The organism is Martelella sp. NC20 (genome assembly GCF_013459645.1).
Lineage (GTDB): Bacteria > Pseudomonadota > Alphaproteobacteria > Rhizobiales > Rhizobiaceae > Martelella.
On the sequence record NZ_CP054861.1, the window covers coordinates 4013641 to 4038355 of the forward strand.

Sequence of the window (24715 nt, forward strand, 5' to 3'; positions counted from 1 at the left end):
GCTCACCCTTTCAAAGTCCCAGAACCTGGCTGGCCAGAATGCTGCGCTGGATCTCGTTGCTGCCGCCATAGATCGACAGTTTGCGCCAGTTGAGGAACTGGTAGGCGGCGTTGGCGAAGGGGTCTTCGGCCGGATCGCTTGCCCGGTCGGGAAGCGCCGCAGGGCCGGCGATATCCAGCATCAGTTCCGTCAGCCCCTGCTGCACCTCGGTTCCGCGCACCTTGAGGAGAGAGGTTTCGGCGCCGAGCGTCCTGCCGGCTTCGGCGGCGGCGAGAAGACGCAAGGTCGTCGCCTCGACCGCCATGATATCGATCTCGAACCCGGCAAGCCGCGCGACGATCTCCGGGTCGCCGGCAAGTCCCGCCGCTTCGGCCATCTCGCGTACGCGCTCCAGAAGATGCTTCGAGCGGCCGATACCGCCGATGCCGAGCCGCTCGTGCTCCAGAAGCGCCTTGGCGTAGGTCCAGCCCTTGTTGAGTTCGCCCACGACCAGATCGTCGGGCACGAAGACGTTGTCGAGAAAGATCTCGTTGACTTCCTCGGTCCCGTCCATCAGCCGGATCGGCCGGCGGGAAAGGCCGGGAGAAGCCATGTCGATGAGCATCATCGAGATGCCTTCCTGCTTCTTGACCGCAGGGTCGGTGCGCACCAGGCAGAAGATCCAGTTGGCGTACTGGGCATAGGTGGTCCATGTCTTGGAACCGGACACCAGCCAGCCGCCCTCGGTCTTCACGGCGCGGGTGCGCAGCGAGGCAAGGTCCGAGCCCGCGCCCGGCTCGCTGAACCCCTGGCACCACCAGTCGTCGCCGGACAGGATGCCGGGCAGGAAGCGCCTGCGCTGCGCGTCATTGCCGAACCGGATCAGCACCGGCCCGATCATCTTCAGGCCAAAACCGGGCAGCGGCGGCGTGTGCAGACGGAAAAGCTCCTCGTCGGCCACAAGGCGCTGGCGCGCCGTCCAGACCGGCCCGCCGTGCTCGACGGGCCAGGAGGGTGCTGCCCAGCCCTTGCGATAAAGGCTGCGATGCCAGCCGAGGATCGCGTCACGGCCGAGCGGCGCGCCACGCGAAACCTTCGCGCGGGTCCGCGGATCGAGTTCGGCAGCGACGAAGGCGCGGATTTCCTCGCGGAAGGCCATGTCTTCCGGGGCATTCAGAAGATCGGTCATGCGCGGGCCTCCGGCTTGACGATAAGCGCGTCGACGGCGACGCAGCCCTCGCCTTCGGGCAGGACCAGCATCGGGTTGATGTCGATGCCCTCGATGGAACCCGAATGGGCCACGGCAAGGGCGGAGAGCTTCAGGATCGCCTCCTCCAGCGCGGCCCGATCGGCGCGGGGCGCGCCCCGGAACCCTTCGAGAAGCCGGCCGAGTCGCGTCTCGTCGATCATCCCGGCCACATCCCTGCGGCTCAGCGGCGCCCGGCGGAGCGCCACGTCGTCGAGAAGCTCGGTCATCACGCCGCCGACGCCGACGAGAATCATCGGGCCGAAATCGGGATCGTTCTGCATGCCGAGAATGACCTCGACGCCGCCCTTGACCATTTTCTGGATGAGGCAGGGCGCGGGCCGGCCGTTCAGCGTGTGGCCGGAAAGCCTGGCGGCGAGATCATCGAAGGCGTCGCGAACGGCCCGATCATCGCCGAGGCGAAGATGCACGAGGCCGGCTTCGGTCTTGTGTTCCATGCCGTCGGCCAGCCCCTTCAACACGACCGGGTAACCGATCTCGGCGGCGGCGGCCACGGCGTCATCGGCCGAATGCACCAGCCGCTCGCCGATCATCGGCAGGCCATAGCTGCGAAGCGCCTCTTTGGCGTCATATTCAGAAAGACTGCGCCCGCCGGCGGCGAGAAGCGCGTCCACGGCGGCGCGCGCGCCTGCGGGGGCCGCGGGCGCGGCGATTTCAGCGCCGGTTTCGGCCTTGCGCCGGTGATAGTCCAGGAACCGCTTCAGCGCTTTCAGCATCTGCTGGCTGCCGCGATAGACCGGAAGGCTGCGATCCCGGGCCAGTTCCTCGAAACCCGCCTCGACGATCTTGCCGCCGTCGTAGACGACGATGATCGGCTTGTCCGCGGTCTTCGCAAGCTCCAGCACCGGGCCGATCAGCCGGCCGCGCCAGCTTTCACGCACCTGATGAATGAACACCACCATGATGTCGGTATTGTCGTCGGCGAGCACAGCATTGAGGCTGGCGCCCCATCGCTCGGGGTGGTTGTTGACATTGCCGGAAAGGTCGAGCGGGTTCACCGGCGGCGTGAAATCGAGCAGCGGCTTCAGCGTCTCCACCGTCTTTTCCGTGAAATCGGCCATCGGCAGGCCCAGCGCCTCGCACTGGTCGGCCATGACCCCGCTCCAGCCGCCGGAAAATGTGACGACCGAGATGCGTTCGCCGCGCGGGGCCGGGCATTTTTCGAACAGGGCCGCGACGTCGATCAGTTCCAGCGGATCATCGACGGAGACGATGTTGTTCTGGCGGAACACCGCCTCATAGGTGCGGAAGGCGCCTGCCATCTTGCCGGTATGGGCAAGGGCGGTGCGCGCCGCGCGTTTGCTGCGCCCGAGCTTCAGCACGATCAGCGGCTTTTCCGCCGCGCGGGCGCGCGCCGCCAGTTCCAGGAACCGTTCCGGCGAGCGCAGGCCCTCAAGCGCCATGCAGACCGAGGAAATCTCCGGATCGCCAAGCGCGAAAGCGGCATAGTCGGCCGCCTCGACATTCAGTTCGTTGCCGGTGGAGACGAGGTAGCGCATGTGCACGCCCTGATCATGCGCGCGCGAAAGCAGCACCATCAGAAGCTGGCCGCTCTGCGAGACGAGCGCGGTATGGCCGGCCGACATGTCATCCGGGAAGGTCGCCGCCGTCAAACCCATGAAGCCGCTCGCCAGATTGGCGAGGCCGAGGCAGTTCGGCCCGCAGATGGCGATGCCGTGGCGATTGGCGATCTCGCGCAGCCTTTCTTCCAGCGCCCTGCCCTCCTCGCCAGTCTCGGAAAAGCCGGAGGCAAGAATGACCGCGCCGGAGACGCCTTTCCTGCCGCAATCCTCCAGAACGTCCGGAAGCGCCTTCTGCGGCACGAAGATCAGCACCGTATCGACCGGCTCCGGGATCGCCGAGACCGAGGGATAGCAAGGCAGATCGTTCAACTCGTCATATTTCGGATTGACCGGATAGAGCTTGCCGGTGAAGCCAAGCCTGCGCAGCACCGGAATGGCCATGCCGCTCCACCCGTCCGTCCTGGTGCTGGCGCCGACCACCGCGACGCTTTTCGGGTTCATCAGCCCCGAAAGCCGATCGAAAATTTCCGCATTCGCGGATGTATCCGGCGCTGCGGACACGACGGTTGCAGCATTCGCCGACATCCCGTTCCTCCCTTTCTGTCTCCTGGGCGGGAGTATCCTGGAAAGTTCAGACGCGGTCAAGATTTTTTAAAATCATGGATCGCATAGCGGACAAGTATTCAAATTCGCCCACACACCATCAATCAGGATAGAGGCGGCGCATCTGGCTCTGCAGCATCCTGGCCGAACTCATCAGCGCTACGGCGTATTCGGCCTCCAGCCGCTCGGGCGTTACCACCGAGGACAAACCCGAAATGGACAGCAGCAGCGGATCCCCGTCATCGACCGCGCGGATCGTCGTGGCGACCGCGTTGAGTTCGGGCCACCAGCCGCCGCAAGACACCGCAAAGCCTTTTTCCCGGTATCGCTCCACCTCGCGCTCGAGCTGCGGCGCCTGCGCCGCGCAAAGCGCCGGATCGGCCGCGGCAATGGCCTTGAGCGCCTCGGCCCGCCGCGCTTCCGAAAGGCTCGAAAGCCAGGCCCGGCCAATCGCTGTCTGCATGACCGGAACCAGTGCGCCAACCTCCAGATTGAGCACGATCGCCTCGGGCCGCCGGACCATGTCGAGATAGCGGATACCCTTGCCGCTCGGCACGCCGAGCGCCACGGAAACGGGCCCAAGCTCCGAAAGCGCCTCCATGGCCGGGCGGGCGAGCGCGAGAAGGCCGGCGCCGGCAAAAGCCGTCTGGCTGAGCTCGGCGACGCGCGGCGTCAGGCTATGGCAGCCGGAACGCGCATGGTGGGCAAGATAGCCAAGCTTGCGCAGCGTATGCGTGAAACGGGCCACGGTCGGGCGCGGCAGGCCGGTACGGTCCGCAAGCTGCTGATTGCTGAGCGCGCGATCCTCGGGCCGGAAGGCCGTAATCACCTGAAGCCCGCGCGCCAGCGAGGTGACGAATTGCCGATCCCCCGAAATGTCTGCTTCGTTCATCGCCCTGGTCTCCAACCTTGCCCTGTGCCCCTTGATAGGGCCGTCGCCGCCAACAGACAAGCGCCCCAGCCACGAGCCCATATTGTCATGCCAGCCAAAGCTTGTTAACATTTTTCGAAATAAATGTCTGCAATGCGGACAATGGTGAGATTCTATGTCGAATATCGATTGCGGAATGAAAGGTGGCGCAACACCGGCGCCGGCTGTTTCCTGAGGGAGGAAAACATGACAGATCTTTTACCGGAGGGAGGTCCCGACCGGGCCTTCCAGACCCATGTCGCCGATGGCCGGCTGTGGCTGCAGACCTGCGCGGACTGCGACAGCGCCATTTTCATGCCGCGCATCATCTGCCCCCATTGCGGTTCGCTGAACCTCGCGTGGCGCCCGGCCTCGGGCCTCGGGACAGTCTATGCGCGCACCGTGCTCCACAACCGCCCGAAGCCCGGCGACGACCGTCCCGCCCGCCATGCGCTTGTGCTGGTCGATCTCGACGAGGGGCCGCGCATGATGAGCCGCCTTCCCGACACCGATCCGGACGCGATCGCCATCGGAATGCGCGTCAGCGCCAGGATCACCGGCGAGGCCGGCAAGCATGTGGTCGTGTTCGATCCGGCAGAGGAGAAACCGTCAGAGGGAACAGCGGCATGAGCCATTCCCTGAGAGGCGCGGCCGCGATCGTCGGCGTTGGAACAGCCGGTCTCGGCGAGGCCACCGGTTATACCGCCATGGATATTCAGGCGCTCGCCGTGCATGAGGCGCTCGAGGACGCCGGGCTGAAACTGAGCGATGTCGATGGCCTGTTCACGGCCAATATGAGCCACACCTTCCCGGCAATCTCGACCATCGAATATCTGGGGCTCAGGCCGCGCTGGATCGACGGCACCAATACCGGCGGCTCCAGCTTCGTCGCCCACGCCCTGTCGGCGACCATGGCGCTTGAGGCGGGTCTGTGCGATGTCGCGCTGATCTGCTACGGCGCGACCATCCGCTCCGGCTCCGGCCGCATGGTGCCGGCGCTCGAACAGCCAACCTACGAAATCCCCCACGGGCCGCGCTATCCGATGACCGCCTATGCCATGGCCGCGGCCCGGCACATGGCGCAATACGGCACGACCCGCGAACAACTTGCCGAGGTGGCGGTGGCCGCGCGCGGCTGGGCGCGGATGAACCCCGATGCCTTCGAGCGCGGACCGCTTTGCGTTGAGGACGTCCTGTCCTCGCGCATGGTGATGGAGCCGCTTTCGCTGCGCGACTGCTGCCTGCTGACCGACGGCGCCGGAGCCGTGGTGATGACGCGCGCCGACCGCGCCCGCGATCTCAGGCACAAACCCGCCTATTTCCTCGGCGGCGGCGTGGCCTCCTACAACCGCGCGGTTTCCGAAATGCCGGATCTGACGGTGACGGCGGCGAAGGATTCCGGCGCGCGCGCCTTCGCCATGGCCGGACTGTCGCCGTCCGACATTGGTGTCCTCCAGCTCTACGACGCCTTCACCATCAACGTGATCCTGTTTCTGGAGGATCTCGGTTTCTGCCGTAAGGGCGAAGGCGGCGCCTTCGTCTCCGGCGGACGCATCGCCCCCGGTGGATCTCTGCCGGTCAACACCAATGGCGGCGGCCTGTCCTTCTGCCATCCGGGCATGTACGGCGTGTTCACGCTGATCGAGGCCACGCGCCAGCTGCGCGGGGCGGCGGGAGACCGTCAGGTGGCGGGCGCTGAAACGGCGCTCTGCCATGGAAACGGGATCACGCTGTCGCATCAGGCAACAGCCGTTCTGGGCACAGAAGCCACACTTTGAGGAAGGGACGGAACATGACAGAACCTCTGATCGAACGGGAAACACGCGGGCAGATCGGCATCATCCGCATGCAGCGCCCGCCCGTGAATGCGCTCGGGCACGGCCTGCGCGTTGCCATTGCCGAGGCGCACCGCGACTTTGAAGCCGATCCGGCCATCCTCGCCACGGTGATCACCGGCTCCGGCCGTTTCTTTTCCGCCGGCGCCGACATCACCGAATTCGACACCGGCCGGCGGCAGCCTTATCTTACCGAACTGATCGCCCGGTTCGAAGCGGGCGAAAAGCCGGTCATTGCCATCGTCAACGGCATCGCCTTCGGCGGCGGTTTCGAACTGATACTGGGCGGCGACTATATCTACGCCCTGCCCGCGGCGAAATTCGCCTTCCCGGAAATCAAGCTCGGCAACATGCCCGGCGCGGGCGGCACGCAGAAACTGCCGCGCCTGATCGGCGGACCGAAGGCGCTGGAGGTGATTCTGACCGGCGACGCCTTCACCGCGAGGCAAGCGCTGGCGCTGGGCGTCGTCGAGGCGATCGCCGATGACGAGGCGGCAGCGCTCGCCCTCGTGGAAAAGGCGGTCGCCGATGGGTTGCCGCGCCGGCGCATCCGCGATCTTGCGATGGCCGGATCGCCTGACGAGCTCGATGCCGTGGCAGCCGGACATCTCAAGCGCGCCCGTGGCGCGCCCGCCCCGGCAAAGGCGCTCGAGGCCGTGCGCAAGGCCTATTCCACGCCGATCGACGAGGCGCTCGTGTGGGAGCGCGATACCTTCCTCGCCCTCAATGTCTCGCCGGAGGCGCGGGCGGCGCGCCACCTGTTCTTCGCCGAGCGCGAGGCCCGCAAGGTCACCGACCTGCCCGCCGACACCGCCAGACGGCCGATTGCCTCGGCCGGCGTAATCGGCGCCGGTACGATGGGGCGCGGCATCGCCATGTGCTTCGCCAATGCCGGCATTCTGGTGACGCTTGTCGAGCAGGATGAAACCCGCCTCAACCAGGCGCTCGCGAGCGTTCGCGCCACCTATGAGGCGGCCCGCGACAAGGGCAGGCTTTCGGCAGAGGCGGTCGAGACCCGGCTGAAGCTGATGTCCGGCGCGGTCGATCTCCCGGCCCTTGCAAATGCGGATGTGGTGGTCGAGGCCGTGTTCGAGACGATGGACGTCAAGCGCGCGGTCTTCGCCCGCCTCGACGCCGTCTGCAAGCCGGGCGCGATCCTTGCCACCAACACCTCGACGCTGGATGTCGACACAATCGCCGCCGCGACCGGCAGGCCTCAGGATGTGATCGGGATGCACTTCTTCAGCCCCGCCCACATCATGAAGCTGCTCGAGGTCGTTCGCGGCGACAAGACCGCGCCGGACGTTGTCGCCACCGCCATGGACCTCGGCCGGAAGCTCGGCAAGATCGCCGTCCTGGTGGGCGTGTGCGACGGCTTTGCCGGCAACCGCATGTTCATCAATTTCAACCGCGAGGCCCAGATCCTGATCGAGGAAGGCGCCCTGCCCTGGCAGATCGACGCCGTCTTCACCGATTGGGGCCTTGCCATGGGCCCGCTTTCCGTCATGGATCTCGCCGGCCTCGACATCGGCTACCACATCCGCAAGGCGCGCGGGCCGCAAACGCCCTATCCCTTCACCACGGCCGACCGTCTGGCCGAAGCAGGACGCCTCGGCCAGAAGACCGGACGCGGCTGGTATGCCTATCGCGAAGGCGCGCGGCGCGGCGAGCCGGATCCCGAGGTCGAGGCGCTGATCCTTTCCGTTTCACGCGAGAAAGGCATCACCCGGCGCGAAATCCCGAACGAGGAGATCCTGCATCGCTGCCTCTGGCAGCTGGTCAATACCGGCTACCAGATCGTCGAGGAAGGCATCGCCCAGCGCGTCAGCGATCTCGACGTCATCTTCGTCAACGGCTACGGCTTTCCACGCACGCGCGGCGGGCCGATGTTCTTCGCCCAGGAGACGGGGCTCGACCGCGTCGCGGCCGATATCGTCCGCTACCACAAGGAGATCGGCCCGCACTGGAAGCCTTCCGCGCATCTTCTCGAGCGCGCACGCGCCGTCAAAGCCTGAAAGCCCGGCTCAGTCGACAACAATGCTTCAATGCACAACGGCCGCTCTCCCGGGCGGCCGTTGTTTCGTTTGCGTCCGGCGTTGGCGGTTCAGGCGTAACCGAACAATCGCGGGAAGAACATCGTCAGCGCGGGCACATAGGTGATCAGCAACAGCACCACGATTTCCGCCGCGATGAAAGGCAGGATGGCCCGACTGATCTTCGTCAGCGAGACGTTGGAGACCCCGGAAGCCGCAAACAGCACCAGCCCGAAGGGCGGCGTCGCCAGACCGATGGTCAGGTTGGTGCAGGTGATCAGGCCGAAATGGATCGGGTCGACGCCGTAATTATAGGCGATTGGCGCCAGAAGCGGACCGAGCACGATGATCGCGAAGCCCATGTCCAGAAACATGCCGATGATCAGAAATATGACATTGACCAGAAGCAGGAAGACAAGCTTGTCATCCGTGATCGAGACGAAGGCCAGGGTGACGTGTTCAACGAGATTGAAATAGGTCACCAGCCAGCTGAAGGATTTCGCACAGGCCATGAGAAACATGATCATGGCGGTCGTCTTGACCGTGTGGGACAGGATCGGAACGATATCGGAAAGCTTGAGCTGGCGGTAAAACAGGAAGCCGATCGCCAGGCCGTACATCACCGCGACCGCCGAAGCCTGCGTCGGACTGAAGAAGCCGCCGAGAATGCCGCCCATGATGATGACCGGCAACAGCAGCGCCGGCATCCCCCTGAACAGGGCCAGGAGCAGACCGACGACGCCAACGAAGGGCGTTCTTTCGCCATAGCCTCTGCGGACGGCAAAGAAATAGGCTGTGATCATCAGGGCGATGGCGATCAGCACGCCCGGCAGCATGCCGGCGAGAAACAGGCCCGCGACCGACACGTTCATCACCGACGCATAGATCAGCATCGGAATGCTGGGCGGGATGATCGGGCCGATAACGGAGCTCGCTGCCGTCACCGCGGCGCTGTAGTCCTCGCCGTAGCCGTTCTTTTTCATCGCCGGGACCATGATGCTGCCGACAGCGACGGTATCGGAAACCGCCGATCCGGTGATGCCCGCGAAAAACATGCTGGCGACGATATTGGTATGCGCCAGGCCGCCGCGGATCCACCCCACCAGCGACGACGACAGCGTCATCAGCCTGTCGGTGATCCCGGCGCGGTTCATGATCTCGCCGGCCATGATGAAGAACGGGATGGCCAGCAAAAGCATGTTTTCCGTGCTGGTGAACATGCGTTGGGGAATTTGCAGGAACAGACGCGGGTCGCCGATGTCGACATAGACGAAGATCGTCATGAGGACGAGACACATCGCAATCGGAACGCCGAGCAGAAGCATCGGCACGAAACTGCCAAAAATAATCGCGATCAAGGGTCACACTCCGACGTTTTGTGCGTCGGCCGCCGTCTTCCTCGGATCGGGAAGCGCCGCGGCGACACTGAACAATCCCAGCAGCACGCCGCCGACGGGAACCGAAAGGTAATAGTAATAGAGGCTGATGCCGAGATAGAGCGACTTCTGGTACTTGCCGACGAACAGCGCCATCTTGTAGCCGAAATAGACCATGACGAAGACGACCACGAGGGCCAGCAGCATGTAGATCACCCTGAGCACGGTCTTCAGAAACGGCCCGACCAGTTCGTAGACAAACTCCACCCCGATATGGCCGCCATGACGCGCGATGACCCCGGCGCCGACAAAGGTAAGCCAGGCAAAGAACAGATTGCTGATTTCCTCCGACCAGACCGGAGAATTCCCCACAAGCTGGTTCACGATGATTTCATAGGCGGTACTGAGAAACAGCAGACCGGCCAGCGTGATGGCAATCGCCATGCACAGCTTTTCCAGTCCGTCCATCAGGACCTGATATCCAACGAGCAGCTTTTTCATTCCGACGATCTCCCTGCCACCACGGTCCGGCGCGCATGCGAACCCTGCCCCGCGGCGCGTTCGCATGCGTCCGGCTTGACGAAGCGGGCGAGCAAGCAATGCTCGGCGGACAGCCGTCCGCCAGAGCCGTTCTCGAATGCCCGCCCCGTTCGCGTCCGCGGCTTAGCGCTGGGTTTCAGCTTCCTTGGTGGCGGCGAGAATGCGATCGACCCATTCCTGGCCGTCGGGACCCATCTGCCTCAGAACCATGTCGACATAGGGTTTCTGGGAAAGTTCGCGGAATTCGGCGAGCTCTGCCTTGGTCGGGTAGTAGAAGACCGCGCCTTCCTTCTCCATCGCGCTCTGGATAACCAGCGAGGAAAGGAGGGACTGGGCATTTCCGACGCGATTGCAGAGGTCCCCTGCCCGCAGGATCAGAGTCTGGTTTTCAGGCGACAGCGACTGGAAGAACTCCTCGTTGATGAGAACCGGGTGCAGATTGTAGCTGTGCCGGGTCACGGTGACATAGGGGTTCACTTCATAGAGCTTTGACGAATACATCGAATAGAGCTCGGTATCGTGGCCTGCGGCCATGCCCGACTGCAGGGCGGTGTAGAGTTCGTTCCAGCTGATCGTAACGGTATTGGCGCCCCAGGCGCGGAACATCGCCAGCAGTCCCGGATTTTCCGGCACGCGCATCTTCATGCCCTTCATGTCGGCGACGCTGTGGATCGGCTTGTCCGCGTAGATATTGCGGAAACCGGCGCCTTCCGGCCAGGCCAGAACACGAAGTCCGGTCTTTTCAAGGACGGTTTCGGCAAGCGCATCGCCGAAGGGACCATCCATGACCTGCCAGGCCGTCAGACTGTCCGGGAAAACATATGGTATCTGCGTGACGGCCATTTCCGACACGAACGGCACAAGGATCGACGTATAGGCGCCGACCATCTGGATCACGCCGGTTTGCGCCGATTCAACCATCGCACGGGCGCCGCCGAGCGCTCCGTCCGGATAGACGTCAAGCGCAAGCTCGCCTTCGGAAGCGACGTCGAGATACTCCTTCATCGCGACAACGCAAGCCGTTCGCCCGGCGCCCGGCAGATGCAGGTCCGCCTCGGAACTGTGGCCGATCTTGATGACGATCGGCTCGGCGCTGGCAGCGCTGACCGTCGCACTAACCGTCATCGCCGCACCGAGCGCGAGTGCTGCAAATTTCTTCATGTAATTCCTCCCCGTCCCGTTTCCTCCTGATGGGCGGCGGCCCGCTTCGCCCTCCCGGCGTCTTGGCCACCATGCGCGACCTGGGACAAAAGGTCACTTTTGAAACTCTATTTTAAAAATCTTATGTTGTCGACAGCCTTGCAATCAAACCACGCACCAGAAATATCGAAAGCCCCAGGCGATGCGGGAGAACGACGAGCAGAATTTCGTTAAATGGGGGCCATGGCAAAACGCATGCGAGCGGACGCATTGTGTGGCGACAGGAGGCGCGAATTTCCGCGCGAGCCCGTTATTTTTGCCCCACTCCGGTTGCACTTGCGGAACACAGTAGGAACATGTATATTCGTTCTGGATTTGTTTCGAAGGACCAGGGGCAGGAAATGCTGACACGCAAACAACAGGAATTGCTGTTTTTCATTCATGAACGGATGAAAGAGACGGGCATTCCGCCCTCCTTCGATGAGATGAAGGAAGCGCTCGACCTCGCGTCGAAATCGGGCATTCACCGGTTGATCACGGCACTGGAGGAACGCGGTTTCATCCGTCGGCTTCCCAACCGCGCCCGGGCGCTAGAAATCCTGCGCATGCCGGACAGCACGATGGGTCAGCCGCCGCGCCGGGGTTTTTCGCCAAGCGTGATCGAAGGCTCCCTCGGCAAGAAACAGGAAGAGCCCAAGGCGCCGGTCGGCAACAATGACAGCGGCTCGACCGGCATACCGGTCATGGGGCGGATTGCTGCCGGCGTGCCGATTTCGGCCATTCAGGAAAACACCCATCAGATCACAGTGCCGGCGGAAATGCTTGGCGCGGGAGAACATTACGCGCTTGAGGTTCAGGGTGATTCGATGATCGACGCCGGGATCTTCGACGGCGATACCGTAATCATCCGCAATATCTCCACCGCCTCCCCCGGCGATATTGTCGTTGCGCTCGTCAATGACGAGGAAGCGACCCTGAAGCGGTTCCGCCGCAAGGGCGCATCGATCGCGCTGGAAGCGGCCAATCCGGCTTACGAGACCCGCATTTTCGCCGCAAGCCAGGTCAAGGTTCAGGGCAAGCTGGTCGGTCTGATCCGCCGCTACCACTGAAGGTAAGCGTCTCCGGAACCGTGATCACCGGCAGATATTCTCCGGAACGCCAGTCGTAGAGCCGGTGTCTGTTCCAAGGGCGATCGAGCGCTGTGACCGAGGTTTTGAGCGAAACGCTTGTCGGCCCGCACGAGGGCTGGCGGGCCTTTCTGGAGACAGCCTGGGGTGCGGTCCCCGCAGTGGCATCGCCGACTGTCACGGAGGCCGCAGCGCTTCGGTGACGTGCTTCCGCAGGCTCATTGTCCGCGTGCCAGGCTGTGTTTTGAGGCGACGCTGATGTGCCGCTGTCCGGGCGTTCGCGCGCAACCTCCGGCGACAGCGTGAATTGAAACGCGCCGCGCTGCCGGCGCATTGCCGGGGTGATGAGATAGGCGCCGGAGCGGCAGGTCTGAAAGCCGGGACGGTATCGACTGACGACGATATCGGCATTATCGCAGGCAAGTCCGGTGAAGGCCGGTCGTTCGACCGTCATGATTCGAAGCCCCGTAAAGACCGCATAGCACCATGCATCGTCCTCGCATCGGAAGATGCCGGGCCTCCGTTCGGCCTCGGCGATCGTTTTGAGTAACGTTTCGGCGGCTTGGGCCATATCCGGCGCATCCAGCCGGGCGAAGCGATCCTCCTCTTGCAACACCAGCGTGCTTTCCTCCACAGGTGGCGCCGTTTGCGATAGCGCAAGTGCGGTTTCCCATTGCTCGAACACGAAGGATGGCGGCCGTTTGGTGTTGAGCGCGGCGACCTCGCCGGCGACGATCGCAACGAGGTCGCCGTCGGCCGCCACCAGGATCTGGGGCGGCAACGGGGCGCGCGGCCAGGAAATCAGCGCGAAGGAGAGCGCCATCGGTATGACGCCAAGCAGCCGCAACCGTGTGCGCAACAGCACAAGCGGCAGGAATCCGACCAGGAAAAGAAGCAGAAATCCCGCTGGAGCGCGGCCTGTCGTGAACGCGCCGCCGAGGCCGTCGACCCATGTCGCGGCCTGCATCACCCAATCGAGCCCCCAGCCCATGACCGCCAGAAACGGGGCGTGAAGATTGAGCGGCATGGCAAGCAATGACAGCAGCCCGGCGGGCATGACAATAAAGGTCACCACCGGCATGGCAAGCAGGTTGCCCAAAAGCCCGTAGCCGGCAATGCGCGAGAAATGGTGGATGGCAAACGGCGTCGTCGACAGCCCCCCGATCAATGCGGTCAACACGATCCCGGAAAAGGCGATCCACAGCCAGCGGAGCGCGCCCCGGCGCGAGGCAAGGCCGCCCGCAGGCCTTCGCTGCCAGGCGCCATAGCCTGCAATCAGCGCAAGCGTTGCGGCAAACGACATCTGCATGCCCGGCCCCACCACCTCGGCGGGGGTCACGATCAGAATCACCAGCGCCGCCAGCGCGACATTGCGCAGGCTGATCGCCGGGCGGTCGAAGATCGCCGCCGCAAGCATCACCGCCAGCATGATGAAGGCGCGTTCGGCGGAAACCTGCATCCCGGAAATCAGCAGATAGAAAAGGGCCGCCGCGATCGCGGCGGCGGCGGCGATCTTTTTGGTCGAAACCGCCTCGGCCGCCCGCGGCGACATGGCCAGCAGCAGCCTGAGGCTCGAAAAGAAAATGCCGGCGGCGAGCGCCATGTGAAGGCCGGAAATGGCAATGATATGGGCAAGGCCGGCATTGCGCAGCGCATCGAGCATGTCATCGCTCAGCGCCCGGCGCTCGCCGGTGATGATCGCATTGGCGAAAGCGCCGGTATCGCCCTCAAGCACTGTCCGGATGCGCCCTGCAATGCCGTCTCGAATCCGCTCGATCGCCAATGCCGCCTCCGCGACCGGGCCCGGCGCGGGCGGGCGCCCGATATCTTTCGGCGGACCATAGAAGAAGCCCACCGCGCCGACCCCATCGAAATAGGACAGGAACCCGAAATCAACCAGACCGGGCATTACCGGCGCGGAAGGCGGCAGCAGGCGTCCGAGCCCCTGAATGTTGTGGCCAATCGGGACCGGCGGCAAATTGCCGCGGGCGACAAGCGTCACGCGCTCGGGCGGGCGGTGAATGACCGGGTCATCCGTTGCCGTCACCTTGACCACATAGCGCCAGCCGGTTTCCGTCGGCTCGCGGCTTTCGACAATGCCGGCGATATGTGTCGTCACGGGCGAATCGAGCATCACGGTGGCGCGTCGGCCGGTCTCTGTCGCGGCAAGCATGGCGCCGCACAGGAAAAGCGCGAGACCCGCGCTTGCAAGCCGCGGAAAGCCCTTTCCGTTTCGCAGCAAGACGGCCGCAACCACCGAAAGCCCGCAATAGAGCGCAAGGCCCGGCAATGCCGGGCTTTGGGAAAGCGAAAACCACCAGCATATCCCGGCCGCGAGAGCCACCGGAACCATGAGGAAGACCCGGCCGAAAGCCTGCTCCTCGCGCCACAAGGCGCCAAGGTTGAACAGCCCGGCCCGGCTGGCGTTGCGCCGGTCGAAATCCGCGTCTCCGGGACCTGTCGAACGCCGCCGCGTGAAGAGCGCGGGAAGCCGGGCGGCGCCGGCGCGCCGGGCTTCCGCCTTGTCGATCTCGCTCGTGCCAGCCCCGCTCCCGCGCATCCGCAATCGCCGCCCCACAACTTTTACATGTTGTGACCAATGCTAATCGATTGCAATGCAAGCGCTGGCCGCATAAGCAAAATTTTCCTTTTCTAAACCCCGAAAAACTTGCTAAACGCAGATATTACTCATCACCCGCCGCGCGGCTTCGTCGGCTTGGCAACACCCTGCCAATCCTATAGCTGATTAAAATCCCGATTGGCTTCGACAGCGCATCCGCGCCGGAAATTTGGAGGATAGGATGACGGAAACTGGAAAACTAAAACTCGACGGCCAGGAACTTGAGCTGTCGGTGGAAGAAGGCACGTTCGGGCCTAAAGTCCTCGACATCGGTTCGCTCTACAAGCAGTCGGGCATGTTCACCTACGATCCGGGTTTCACCTCGACGGCATCGTGCAAATCCAAGATCACCTATATCGACGGCGACAACGGCATCCTGCTGCATCGCGGCTACCCGATCGATCAACTCGCCGAAAACGCCGACTTCCTCGAAGTCTGCTATCTGCTGCTTTTCGGCGAACTGCCGACGGCCACGCAGAAAAAGGATTTCGACTTCCGTGTGACCCATCACACGATGATTCACGATCAACTCACGAGGCTCTTTACCGGTTTCCGCCGTGATGCCCATCCCATGGCCATCATCTGCGGCGCCGTTGGAGCCATGTCTGCCTTCTATCACGACTCGATCGACATCTCGGATCCCTACAAGCGCGAGATCGCCAGCATCCGCATGATCGCCAAGATCCCGACCATCGCGGCCATGGCCTACAAATACCACGTCGGCGAGCCCTTCGTTTATCCGCGCAACGACCTCGGCTATGCCGCCAATTTCCTGCATATGTGCTTCGCCACGCCCTGTGAGGAATACAAGGTCAACCCGATTCTTTCGCGCGCGCTCGACCGCATCTTCATCCTGCACGCCGACCATGAGCAGAACGCCTCGACCTCGACCGTGCGGCTTGCCGGCTCCTCGGGCGCCAACCCGTTCGCCTGCATCGCGGCCGGCATCGCCTGCCTTTGGGGTCCCGCACATGGCGGCGCCAACGAGGCGGCGCTCAACATGCTGCAGGAAATCGGTTCCGTCGATCGCATCCCGGAATTCATCAACCGCGCCAAGGATCGCGACGATCCCTTCCGCCTGATGGGCTTCGGTCACCGCGTCTACAAGAACTACGATCCGCGCGCCAAGATCATGCAGACGACCTGCCATGAAGTGTTGCGCGAACTCGGCATCAAGGACGATCCGCTGCTCGATGTCGCGATGGAACTGGAAAGGATCGCGCTGACGGACGAGTACTTCATCGAAAAGAAGCTCTATCCGAATATCGACTTCTATTCCGGCATCACGCTGAAGGCGCTGGGCTTCCCCACCACCATGTTCACAGTGCTGTTCGCGCTGGCGCGCACCGTCGGCTGGATCGCGCAATGGGCGGAAATGATCGAGGATCCCGAACAGCGCATCGGCCGCCCGCGCCAGCTCTACACCGGCGCCCCCGAACGCGATTTCGTGGACATTTCCAAGCGTTGATTGTCGCTTGTTCAGACGTAAAAGGCCGGTCCAGCGACCGGCCTTTTTTTGTTGGTATATGGGGGAGAGTCTCACCGGACCTGCCCGAGGGCGGGATCACTACGAAGCGCCTTTCTCCGCCAGCACATCGAGAACGATGGTCGCCGCGTGTTTTCCGGGGGGGATTTCGGTCTGCATCAGCGCCATCACCCGCTCGAACCCCTCGATCATGCCGCGCCTCTGCAAACTGTCCCTGGTCAGCAGTTCCATCCAGCGCGCCAGCGCGCCGGCGCGGATCGTATCGTTGAAATATTCCGGCACCAGCGGCGCATCGGCGATCAGGTTCGGCAGCGATGCCGACCAGATGGTGATCTTCTTCAGCATGAAACGGCCGATGAAATCCGCCTTGTAGGCTGACACCGCGGGAATGCCGGAAAGCGCCAGTTCCAGCACCACCGTGCCCGAGGCGGCAACGGCGGCATCGGCCATCGCGAACGCCTCCCATTTGGCCTCGTCGCCGACGAAAAGCGCGGGCTTCACCGGCCAGTCGGCGATTTCCGCGCGCACCTGCTGCTCCCGGCGCGTCACGGTCGGCAGGATAAAACGGCATTTGTCGTTTCGCGCGGCAAGTTCCGCCGCGACATCGCGAAACAGCGGCGCCAGCGCTTTGATCTCGGATTTGCGCGAACCGGGCAGCAGCATGATGGTCGCAGACGATTGCGCCCGCTCCAGCCGCGGCTGTCGCCGTGCCGCAAGCACGCCCGGCTCCTCGCTCAGCCGATGCCCGACATAAGTGGTCGGCGGCCCGCCGAGCCGCTCCATTGCCGCCGGCTCGAACGGCAGTACGGCCAGCACGTGGTCGACATAGGCCAGCATGTCGCGCGCGCGGTATTCCTTCCAGGCCCACACGCTGGGGCAGACATAATCGACGATCGGAATGCCGGGCGCGGCCGCGCGCACGCGCCTTGCCACGCGATGGGTGAAATCGGGGCTGTCGATGATGACGATGATATCGGGCCGGGCCGCAATCAGAGCGTCGGCGGTCTGGCGGATGCGACGCAACAATTGCGGCAGGCGGGCGATCACCTGGGTGAACCCCATGATCGACAATTCGCTGTAATCGAACAGCGACGCCAGCCCCTGCCCGGCAAGGCCGTCGCCGCCGACGCCAACCAGCTCCACCGGCCCGCCGTGCAACGTCCTCAACGCCGCGATCAGATCAGCGCCGAGCAGGTCGCCCGAAACCTCGCCGGCGACAATCCCGATTTTCAATGGCTTGTGCACATCCCGCTCCTGTTATGATCGGCAGTCAGGCTCCAGCCCATAGACGAACAGCCCGGCCGCATCGGCTGCCTTCAGCGTCTCCTCGCGGTCAAGCACAAGCGATCGCCCGGCCTCCACCGCAATCCCGGCAAGCCCCGCCGCCGCCGCCAGCCGCACCGTGTTTGCGCCGATCGAGGGAAGATCGGCGCGCAGATCCTGCTGCGGCTTGCACACTTTCACGAGAACGCCGCGATGCCGGGCGCTGATGCGGCTGGACTGTCGCAGCGCCGCCACCCGTTGCAGCATCTGGTCGGTGCCTTCCGCGCCTTCCAGCGCCACAACGCGGCCGCCGACGCTGACGGCGCCCTGCCCGATATCCATGGCGCCGATCGTCCGCGCGGCGCGGGCGGCCGCCGCGATATCGTCATGGGCCTGGCGATCGGGCCCGTGCCGGCCGAGCGCGCCGGCCTCCGCCAGCAACTCGCCCGCGATCGATTGCGCCGCCACCACCTCGAAACCGTGTTTTTCGAAAAGCCCGATCACCATGCGCAAAACCTTGTCGTCCCCGCCACTGCGCAATTTCGCGAGGATCGACGGGATCGATGTGAGAACCGAAAGCGTGGGACGCAGGCTCAGCAGTTCGGGGCGACCATTGACCCCGCCGGAAAGGACGATCTTGCCGATGCGGCGTTTGCGCAGCGCCGTCACGACCGGCCGGAAACCGCCAAGATCGGCCTCGATATGCTCGAAACCCGACCAGTCGTTACCGGCCTGTCCGCGCAGTTGGACGATGAAGGGGGCGTGTCCCGCTTCCCGTGCCGCCAGGGCCACATAATAAGGCAAGAGGCCGTTGCCCGCGATGATCGCGATCGGTTCCTTTTCGGAAACCGCCGCCGAATTCACGCCGCGCCCTTGCGCCGCCTGGATCCCGGCGTCGTCAGCGAGCGCTCGGCATCGCGTTCGAGTATGAAGCGGAGCATCTCATCGACAGCTTCGCTCCTGCCGCCGAATTCCGCCCGGGCCGCCGCGGCGTTTTCAAGGACGAGACCGGAGGAGAACACAGCCTTGTAGGCTTTGCGGACAAGATGAATTTCATCCCGTTCGATCCCGGCGCGCTGCATGCCAACCACATTGAGCCCGCCCATCATCGCCGGATTATCGACAATCATGGCGTAGGGGATGACATCATTGACCACGCCGGCGAGCCCGCCGACAAAGGCCTGCCGCCCGATCTGGACAAACTGGTGGATCGCCGCGCCGCCGCTGAGGATTACCCGGTCATGCACCACGGCATGGCCGCCGATCATCACATTGTTCGATAAAATGACGTCATTGCCGATCCGGCAGTCATGGCCGACATGGGAATTGGCCAGAAACAGGTTATTGTCGCCGACGACCGTCACGCCGCCGCCATGCGACGAACCGGTGTTGATCGTGACGCCTTCGCGGAAAATACAATGGCTCCCGACTTCGAGCCGGGTTTCGCTGGCATCGTGGCGTACGCTCTGCGGCGCTCCGCCGATCACGGCCATCGGAAATACCTGACAGCCGGCGCCAAGCCGGGTGGCGCCCTCGACGCTGGCGTGATGCATCAGCACGACGCCATCGCCGAGCACGACATTCGGCCCGACATAGGACAACGGTCCTATGATGGCATTCTCACCGATGATGGCCCCATCCTCTACGACCGCTTTCGGGTCGATCCGGGCGGAGCTGGCAATGCTGGTCATTCTTCATCCTTGCGCACCATCATGGCGCCGATATCGGCTTCGGCGACGAGCTGACCGTCGACAAGCGCCTCGCAGTGAAATTTCCAGACCCGACGACGCTGCTTATGCTTGTTGACCTTGTAGCGCACCTGATCGCCCGGCACCACAGGTTTGCGAAACCGGGCGTTGTCGATCGTCATGAAATACACCAGATTGTCGACCTCGTTGGCCTTGCGCGCGCAGATCGCACCGGCTGTCTGGGCCATGCCCTCGACAAGAAGAACGCCCGGCATGATCGGCATCGTCGGAAAATGGCCGACAAAATGCGGCTCGTTCGCCGTCACATTCTTGACGCCGACCGCGCTGTCGTCGCCATTGATCTCGACTATCCGGTCGACCAGAAGAAAAGGATAGCGATGCGGGAGGAACTTCATGATCTCCAGAAGTTCCATCTGCTCCAAAGTCTCAGTCACGGTCTCAGCCACCCCCCTCATCTCGCCCCGGTTCAGATCGACTGTTCAATTCTGCAAGTTCCCGAAGATAGGCGCGCAATGGTCTTGCCGGGATGCCCCCCACGCTCGAGCCCGCCGGCAGCGACGCGAGAACGCCGCTGCGGGCCGCGATCCGCACGCCATTGCCGATATCGAGATGGCCATTGACGCCCGCCTGCCCGCCGATCATGACGCCATCGCCGATCTTGACGCTGCCCGCGATCCCGACCTGGCTGACGATGCCGCAGTGACGGCCGATCTGCACATTGTGGCCGATCTGAACCAGATTATCGATCTTGGTACCCTCGCCGATCACCGTATCGTCCATCGCTCCGCGGTCGATCGTGGTGTTGGCGCCGATCTCGACATCGTCCTGAATGATCACCCGGCCAACCTGCGGCAGCTTCACCATGCCGGTGGGGCCGGCCGCATAGCCAAAGCCATCCTGCCCGATCCGCACACCCGTATGGATGATGACATTGTTGCCTATGAACGCATTGGTGATGCTGACATGCGCACCGATGGTCGCGTTCCGTCCGATCCTGACATCGGCCCCGATGACCGCCCCGCTCAGGATCCGGGTTCCCGCGCCAATCTGCGCGCGCGCGCCGATGACCGCGAATGGCGACACTTCGACGCCCGATTCGAGCAAGGCCGTCCCGTCCACCGAAGCCTGTGGCGAAATCTCGCCCTCCCCGACAAGGGATTGCGGGCGCATTGCCGCAGGATACAGCAGCGCCGAGGCGCGGGCGAAGGCAAGCTGCGGATTGTCGGAGACAAGCGCTGTCAGTCCATCCGGCAGAAGCGACGTCAATGCCTTAGGACATATGATCGCGGCGGCGCGGCAGGTCTTCAGATAATCGGCCGAGCTCTTGGATTGAATGTAGCAAATGTCGCTCGGGCCCGCACGGGAGATCGGCGCGATCGACTCCACCAAGCGATCGCCCGCCGTGGCCTGCGACAGGATGGCACCGATGCTGCCGGCAAGCTCACCCAAGGGGATAGCCTGCCGTGCGCCGAAAAACTGGTTCTGATCCATGTCCGTTCTCCAGAACAGTTGAAGTTTGAGTTCTGGAAACAGTTATCAGAACGTGTTGGCAATACCGAAACGGAAACGTTGGGTTTCGTCGAAATCTTCCTTCGCGAACGGAATCGCATAATCGAACCGCAGATCGCCGAAGGGCGAATTCCAGATCAGACCAATACCCGCCGAGGCGCGGATCGAGAAATCGGTGCCCTCGATCTGAGTCCCGGTGACTTCCACGGCGTTACCCCAGGCCGACCCGGCGTCAACATAGGCCGCGCCGCGAAGATTGATATCCTCCGGCATACCCGGCAACGGGAAGTTGGTCTCTGCCGAAAGCGTGGCGTAGTACTGTGAACCGAGTGCGTCGTTGGTCCCCACGGTGCGCGGACCGATACCGTTCTGCTTGAAGCCGCGAATCTGCTGGCCGCCGATCGTGAACTGGTCGAAGACGTTCAGATTGTCGTCGAACGGGGTCACGAAACCGCCGCGCGCCGTCAGCGAGCCGATGATATCGGCCTGATCGGAGATCATCTGATACCAGCGGGCCTTGCCGTCCAGCTTGTAGTAATGCGAATCGCCGCCAAGACCGGCTACCGTGTTGTTCAGGGCAGCCAGAACGCCCTCGCGCGGCATCTGCCGGTTATCGACGGACGAGAAGTTGAAGGACTGCTGCAGCGACGACACCACCCACGGGCTGCCATTGATCAGGTCCTGATAAACCTGCGAAACATTGTTCAGGTTCTGCCAGTCGCCACGGCCGTCATATTCGAACTGCTGGTAACTATATCTCACCGTCGAATAGAGATTGTCGGTCAAAGGCGCGGTCAGGCGGATAGTGCCCGCGGTCTCGGCATAATTGTAGTATTCCTGCGTCGAAGACGATGCGCGATAGATATCGAAACCGGCGGCCAGACGATAGCCCAGGAAGAAGGGTTCGGTGAAGCTGAAGTTGTAAATCTGCGAGTCGTCATTGCCGAGACCGGCGGACGCCCGGATATACTGGCCGCGACCGAGGAAGTTGCGTTCCTCGACCGAAAGTTCCAGAACCAGCGAATCGCCTTCAGCGTCGTAACCGGCGCCGATCGAGAACGAACCGGTGGGCTCATCCACCACATCGACCTCGAGAACGACGCGGTCGGGCGCGCTGCCCGGCAGGGTCTTGATCTCGACCGTGCTGAAATAGCCGAGCGCTTCAAGGCGACGCTTGGTGCGCGCGATCATCTCGCGGTTATAGGCGTCACCTTCGGACAGATCGAATTCGCGGCGGATGACATAGTCGCGGGTGCGGGTGTTTCCGACGATATCGATACGCTCGATATACGCCTTCATGCCCTGATCGATCTCGTAATTCACCGAGAAGGTATCATCGGTGAAGCTGCGATTGCCGCGCGGATTGACCTGCGCGAAGGGGTAACCCTGAGACGAGACCGAAGCGGCAATCGATTCCGACGTCTTCTGAATGTCGTCGGCATCGTAAACCTTGCCGGTCCTGGTCTTGATATCGCCCTTCAGGTTGGAGATATCGACGCCATCGACCGTGGTCTCGACGCCGATATCGCCGAACTTGTAACGATCGCCCTCCGAGATATTGAAGGTGATCGAATAGGAATTGTCGGTCTCGTCATAGGTGACATCGGTCGAAAGCAGGCGATAGTCCGGATAGCCGTGATTGTTGTAGAATTCACGCAGCAGCCGCTCGTCCTGCCGCAGCTTGTCCGGATTGTAGATATCCTTGCGCGTCAGGAACGACAGCGGCGTCGAACGCTTTGTCAGGATGACCGATGCCAGACGCGAGTCGCCGAAGGTGTTATTGCCTTCGAAATTGATCTTCCTGGTCTTGGTGCGGCCACCTTCATCGACGACAAAGGCAACATTGATGCGATTGTCCTGAACGGTCGCCGTCTGGATCGTGACCTCGACATCGGAACGGCCGATCGAGGCGTAGGCATCCTTGATATGCTGGATATCAAGCTGCGCCTGAGCCTCGTTATACGGACCGAGCGAATGGAGCTGCACGACGCCTTCAAGCTTCTTGTCGGAAACCTTGCGGTTGCCGTTGAACACGACCTGGTTGATGAGCTGGTTTTCAGTGACGTTCACGACCAGCGTCGAACCGGAAACCGAAATCTTCACGTCGGAAAAATAGCCCGAACTGTAGAGATTGCGGATCGACTGGTTGATATCGGCATCGGTGAAACTTTGACCGGGCTTGATCGACAGCTTCGACTTGATCGCCTCGGAGCCGGCCTGACCGGCCCCGTTGACCGCGATGTTGCTGACAACAGCGGCATATGCACCTGCAGGCACAGCAACGGCGGCGACCACTCCCCCGGAAACGGCGACCGCAAACGAAAGCGCCGCACCTGAAACTGTGTTCAAAAATCCTGAACCGGCCATGCTACTATCTACCCTTTATAATCGCTCGGTATAAGCGGTTTTCGGCAACGAGGTCTTAGTTCTAAAGACTTCGCATCCCCACGCAATAGAAAGCCGCCCTTCAGATGCAACTTCCGCCCCAAGCGTGGCCAAATCGCCACGTTCTTTTGTGTTTATGGTAAACCGAATGCTACGGTACACTCAACAGGACGACGGAAATGCTCCCTCAAGCGTTTCCTATCATCTCCGACGCCAAAGGCAAGGCCACATTCGCACAAGAACCCGATCGCGGCAAGATATGAGGCCGCGAGCCGTTAAGCAAACAGTGTCAAAGGGTTAAATTCATCCTAGCTCATACGCCCGATCGTATCGTTCCAGGTCGCAAACACCATCAGCGCCAGCACCAGAAAGAGACCGATCCGGAAGGCGAATTCCTGCACCCGTTGTGACAGCGGACGTCCCCGGACCGCCTCGATCGCGTAAAACATCAGATGACCGCCATCCAGCATGGGAACCGGCAACAGATTGAACAAGCCGACCGAAACCGAAAGAATTGCTGCAAAATTAGCAAAGGCGACAATACCGAGCGAGGCCATCTGGCCCGCCATCGTCGCCACCCGCACCGGCCCGCCGATCTGGTCTGCCTTCATCCGTCCGGCGAAGACATTGGCGATATAATCATAGGTGCTGACGGCAATATGCCAGCTCTGAAGCGCGCCCTGGCCGATGGCCGCGACCGGACCGTAGCGTTCGACACGGAAATTGCCCGAATCGCGCGTCCCCACGACGCCGATACGACCGAGCTCCATCACGTTGCCGAATCGATCCTCGGTCTCCACCCGCTCCGGCACCACCGTCAGATCGACCGCCTCGCCGTTCCGCTCGACGGTCAATACCACCGGCACGCCCGGGCGCACGCTGATATAGCGCACCACCGCATCGAAAGTATCGATATGCTGGCCGTCGAGCGCAGCCATCACGTCGCCCGGCTCGATGCCGGCTGCCGCGGCGGGGCTGTCGGGCGTCACCTCGCCGACAACAGGATCGGAAACCGCGCGGCCGTAAACCATGAAGATCACGGCAAAGATCGCGATCGCCAGCAGGAAATTCGCGATTGGACCCGCCGCCACCGTGGCGGCGCGCTTCCACAGCGCCGCGCCATTCAGCGTGCGGGCGCGCTCCTCTTCAGGCAGCGATTCCATGCCCTTGAAATCCGGACGGCTTGCGACATCGTCATCGCCGTAAAACCGGACATAGCCGCCAAGGGGAATCGCGCACAGCTTCCAGCGCGTTCCGTGACGATCGGTGCGCCCGACGATTTCCGGCCCGAAGCCGAGGGAAAACGCCAGGATACGGATGCCGCACCAGCGCCCGACCAGATAGTGCCCGAGTTCGTGAAAAAACACGAGGAAGGAAATCGCCACGATAAAGGCAACGATCATCCCCGGG

General features: G+C 62.9%; 19 protein-coding genes. 5 read left to right on the forward strand and 14 right to left on the reverse strand.

Annotation, left to right across the window (positions count from 1 at the left end):
* Nucleotides 1–10 precede the first annotated feature (10 nt).
* The 3 genes from HQ843_RS19285 to HQ843_RS19295 form a co-directional block, all read right to left on the reverse strand.
* A complete protein-coding gene (locus HQ843_RS19285) occupies nucleotides 11–1168 on the reverse strand; it encodes an acyl-CoA dehydrogenase family protein (RefSeq protein ID WP_180901651.1) in 1158 nt (385 codons plus the stop codon).
* Entirely contained in the window at nucleotides 1165–3354 is a 2190-nt protein-coding gene (locus tag HQ843_RS19290; protein WP_180901650.1) for an acetate--CoA ligase family protein, read from the reverse strand. Before HQ843_RS19290 ends, HQ843_RS19285 begins: the two co-directional genes overlap by 4 nt.
* A gap of 118 nt (nucleotides 3355–3472) precedes the next feature.
* A complete protein-coding gene (locus HQ843_RS19295) occupies nucleotides 3473–4264 on the reverse strand; it encodes an IclR family transcriptional regulator (RefSeq protein WP_180901649.1) in 792 nt (263 codons plus the stop codon).
* 225 nt (nucleotides 4265–4489) lie between these two features.
* Between HQ843_RS19295 and HQ843_RS19300 the strand changes: the two genes are divergently transcribed.
* The 3 genes from HQ843_RS19300 to HQ843_RS19310 are packed head-to-tail and all read left to right on the forward strand — an operon-like array spanning nucleotide 4490 to nucleotide 8132.
* Nucleotides 4490–4912, forward strand: coding sequence for a Zn-ribbon domain-containing OB-fold protein (locus tag HQ843_RS19300; protein ID WP_180901648.1), 423 nt, complete (start codon nucleotides 4490–4492; stop codon nucleotides 4910–4912).
* A complete protein-coding gene (locus HQ843_RS19305) occupies nucleotides 4909–6060 on the forward strand; it encodes an acetyl-CoA acetyltransferase (protein WP_180901647.1) in 1152 nt (383 codons plus the stop codon). Before HQ843_RS19300 ends, HQ843_RS19305 begins: the two co-directional genes overlap by 4 nt.
* Nucleotides 6061–6074: 14 nt before the next feature.
* A complete protein-coding gene (locus HQ843_RS19310; protein ID WP_180901646.1) occupies nucleotides 6075–8132 on the forward strand; it encodes a 3-hydroxyacyl-CoA dehydrogenase NAD-binding domain-containing protein in 2058 nt (685 codons plus the stop codon).
* 89 nt (nucleotides 8133–8221) lie between these two features.
* Here the strand turns inward: HQ843_RS19310 and HQ843_RS19315 are convergent, their stop codons facing one another.
* The 3 genes from HQ843_RS19315 to HQ843_RS19325 form a co-directional block, all read right to left on the reverse strand.
* Nucleotides 8222–9508, reverse strand: a complete 1287-nt coding sequence (locus HQ843_RS19315; protein WP_180901645.1) for a TRAP transporter large permease — start codon at nucleotides 9506–9508, stop codon at nucleotides 8222–8224.
* Nucleotides 9509–9511: 3 nt separating this feature from the next.
* Nucleotides 9512–10027: a TRAP transporter small permease gene (locus HQ843_RS19320; RefSeq protein WP_180901644.1), complete on the reverse strand. Its 516-nt coding sequence runs from the start codon at nucleotides 10025–10027 to the stop codon at nucleotides 9512–9514.
* 162 nt (nucleotides 10028–10189) lie between these two features.
* Nucleotides 10190–11227 carry a TRAP transporter substrate-binding protein gene (locus tag HQ843_RS19325; protein WP_180901643.1) on the reverse strand — a complete coding sequence of 346 codons (1038 nt, stop codon included), beginning with the start codon at nucleotides 11225–11227 and terminating at the stop codon, nucleotides 10190–10192.
* A gap of 380 nt (nucleotides 11228–11607) precedes the next feature.
* On the opposite strand from HQ843_RS19325, the gene lexA reads away from it, so the two are divergent.
* Nucleotides 11608–12315, forward strand: a complete 708-nt coding sequence (gene lexA / locus HQ843_RS19330) for a transcriptional repressor LexA (RefSeq protein ID WP_180901642.1) — start codon at nucleotides 11608–11610, stop codon at nucleotides 12313–12315.
* Here lexA and HQ843_RS19335 read toward each other — a convergent pair.
* Nucleotides 12269–14893, reverse strand: a complete 2625-nt coding sequence (locus HQ843_RS19335) for a ComEC/Rec2 family competence protein (RefSeq protein ID WP_180903279.1) — start codon at nucleotides 14891–14893, stop codon at nucleotides 12269–12271. The genes lexA and HQ843_RS19335 overlap by 47 nt on opposite strands.
* Nucleotides 14894–15134: 241 nt before the next feature.
* Between HQ843_RS19335 and gltA the strand changes: the two genes are divergently transcribed.
* Nucleotides 15135–16421, forward strand: coding sequence for a citrate synthase (gene gltA, locus HQ843_RS19340; RefSeq protein WP_180903280.1), 1287 nt, complete (start codon nucleotides 15135–15137; stop codon nucleotides 16419–16421).
* Between the two features lie 99 nt (nucleotides 16422–16520).
* Here the strand turns inward: gltA and lpxB are convergent, their stop codons facing one another.
* The 7 genes from lpxB to rseP all read right to left on the reverse strand — a co-directional run bounded on the left by lpxB (nucleotide 16521) and on the right by rseP (nucleotide 24708).
* A complete protein-coding gene (gene lpxB, locus HQ843_RS19345) occupies nucleotides 16521–17684 on the reverse strand; it encodes a lipid-A-disaccharide synthase (RefSeq protein WP_180901640.1) in 1164 nt (387 codons plus the stop codon).
* Nucleotides 17685–17696: 12 nt separating this feature from the next.
* Nucleotides 17697–18566 carry an LpxI family protein gene (locus HQ843_RS19350; protein WP_180901639.1) on the reverse strand — a complete coding sequence of 290 codons (870 nt, stop codon included), beginning with the start codon at nucleotides 18564–18566 and terminating at the stop codon, nucleotides 17697–17699.
* Entirely contained in the window at nucleotides 18563–19393 is an 831-nt protein-coding gene (lpxA, locus tag HQ843_RS19355) for an acyl-ACP--UDP-N-acetylglucosamine O-acyltransferase (RefSeq protein ID WP_180901638.1), read from the reverse strand. Before lpxA ends, HQ843_RS19350 begins: the two co-directional genes overlap by 4 nt.
* Entirely contained in the window at nucleotides 19390–19824 is a 435-nt protein-coding gene (gene fabZ, locus HQ843_RS19360) for a 3-hydroxyacyl-ACP dehydratase FabZ (RefSeq protein ID WP_180902118.1), read from the reverse strand. The genes lpxA and fabZ overlap by 4 nt, the downstream gene beginning before the upstream one ends.
* Nucleotides 19825–19849: 25 nt before the next feature.
* The gene (gene lpxD, locus HQ843_RS19365; RefSeq protein ID WP_180901637.1) at nucleotides 19850–20902 is read right to left on the reverse strand and encodes a UDP-3-O-(3-hydroxymyristoyl)glucosamine N-acyltransferase; all 1053 of its coding nucleotides are present in this window, start codon (nucleotides 20900–20902) and stop codon (nucleotides 19850–19852) included.
* 45 nt (nucleotides 20903–20947) lie between these two features.
* Nucleotides 20948–23287, reverse strand: a complete 2340-nt coding sequence (gene bamA / locus HQ843_RS19370) for an outer membrane protein assembly factor BamA (RefSeq protein ID WP_180901636.1) — start codon at nucleotides 23285–23287, stop codon at nucleotides 20948–20950.
* Nucleotides 23288–23613: 326 nt separating this feature from the next.
* A complete protein-coding gene (gene rseP, locus HQ843_RS19375) occupies nucleotides 23614–24708 on the reverse strand; it encodes an RIP metalloprotease RseP (protein ID WP_180903520.1) in 1095 nt (364 codons plus the stop codon).
* Between the last annotated feature and the right edge of the window lie 7 nt (nucleotides 24709–24715).

Bases quoted from the DNA above. Each gene is read 5' to 3' on its own strand.
- HQ843_RS19285 (WP_180901651.1), bottom strand. From the start codon at position 1,168: ATGACCGATCTTCTGAATGCCCCGGAAGACATGGCCTTCCGCGAGGAA.
- HQ843_RS19290 (WP_180901650.1), bottom strand. From the start codon at position 3,354: ATGTCGGCGAATGCTGCAACCGTCGTGTCCGCAGCGCCGGATACATCC.
- HQ843_RS19295 (WP_180901649.1), bottom strand. From the start codon at position 4,264: ATGAACGAAGCAGACATTTCGGGGGATCGGCAATTCGTCACCTCGCTG.
- HQ843_RS19300 (WP_180901648.1), top strand. From the start codon at position 4,490: ATGACAGATCTTTTACCGGAGGGAGGTCCCGACCGGGCCTTCCAGACC.
- HQ843_RS19305 (WP_180901647.1), top strand. From the start codon at position 4,909: ATGAGCCATTCCCTGAGAGGCGCGGCCGCGATCGTCGGCGTTGGAACA.
- HQ843_RS19310 (WP_180901646.1), top strand. From the start codon at position 6,075: ATGACAGAACCTCTGATCGAACGGGAAACACGCGGGCAGATCGGCATC.
- HQ843_RS19320 (WP_180901644.1), bottom strand. From the start codon at position 10,027: ATGAAAAAGCTGCTCGTTGGATATCAGGTCCTGATGGACGGACTGGAA.
- HQ843_RS19325 (WP_180901643.1), bottom strand. From the start codon at position 11,227: ATGAAGAAATTTGCAGCACTCGCGCTCGGTGCGGCGATGACGGTTAGT.
- lexA (WP_180901642.1), top strand. From the start codon at position 11,608: ATGCTGACACGCAAACAACAGGAATTGCTGTTTTTCATTCATGAACGG.
- HQ843_RS19335 (WP_180903279.1), bottom strand. From the start codon at position 14,893: ATGCGCGGGAGCGGGGCTGGCACGAGCGAGATCGACAAGGCGGAAGCC.
- gltA (WP_180903280.1), top strand. From the start codon at position 15,135: ATGACGGAAACTGGAAAACTAAAACTCGACGGCCAGGAACTTGAGCTG.
- lpxA (WP_180901638.1), bottom strand. From the start codon at position 19,393: ATGACCAGCATTGCCAGCTCCGCCCGGATCGACCCGAAAGCGGTCGTA.
- fabZ (WP_180902118.1), bottom strand. From the start codon at position 19,824: ATGGAACTTCTGGAGATCATGAAGTTCCTCCCGCATCGCTATCCTTTT.
- lpxD (WP_180901637.1), bottom strand. From the start codon at position 20,902: ATGGATCAGAACCAGTTTTTCGGCGCACGGCAGGCTATCCCCTTGGGT.
- bamA (WP_180901636.1), bottom strand. From the start codon at position 23,287: ATGGCCGGTTCAGGATTTTTGAACACAGTTTCAGGTGCGGCGCTTTCG.
- rseP (WP_180903520.1), bottom strand. From the start codon at position 24,708: ATGATCGTTGCCTTTATCGTGGCGATTTCCTTCCTCGTGTTTTTTCAC.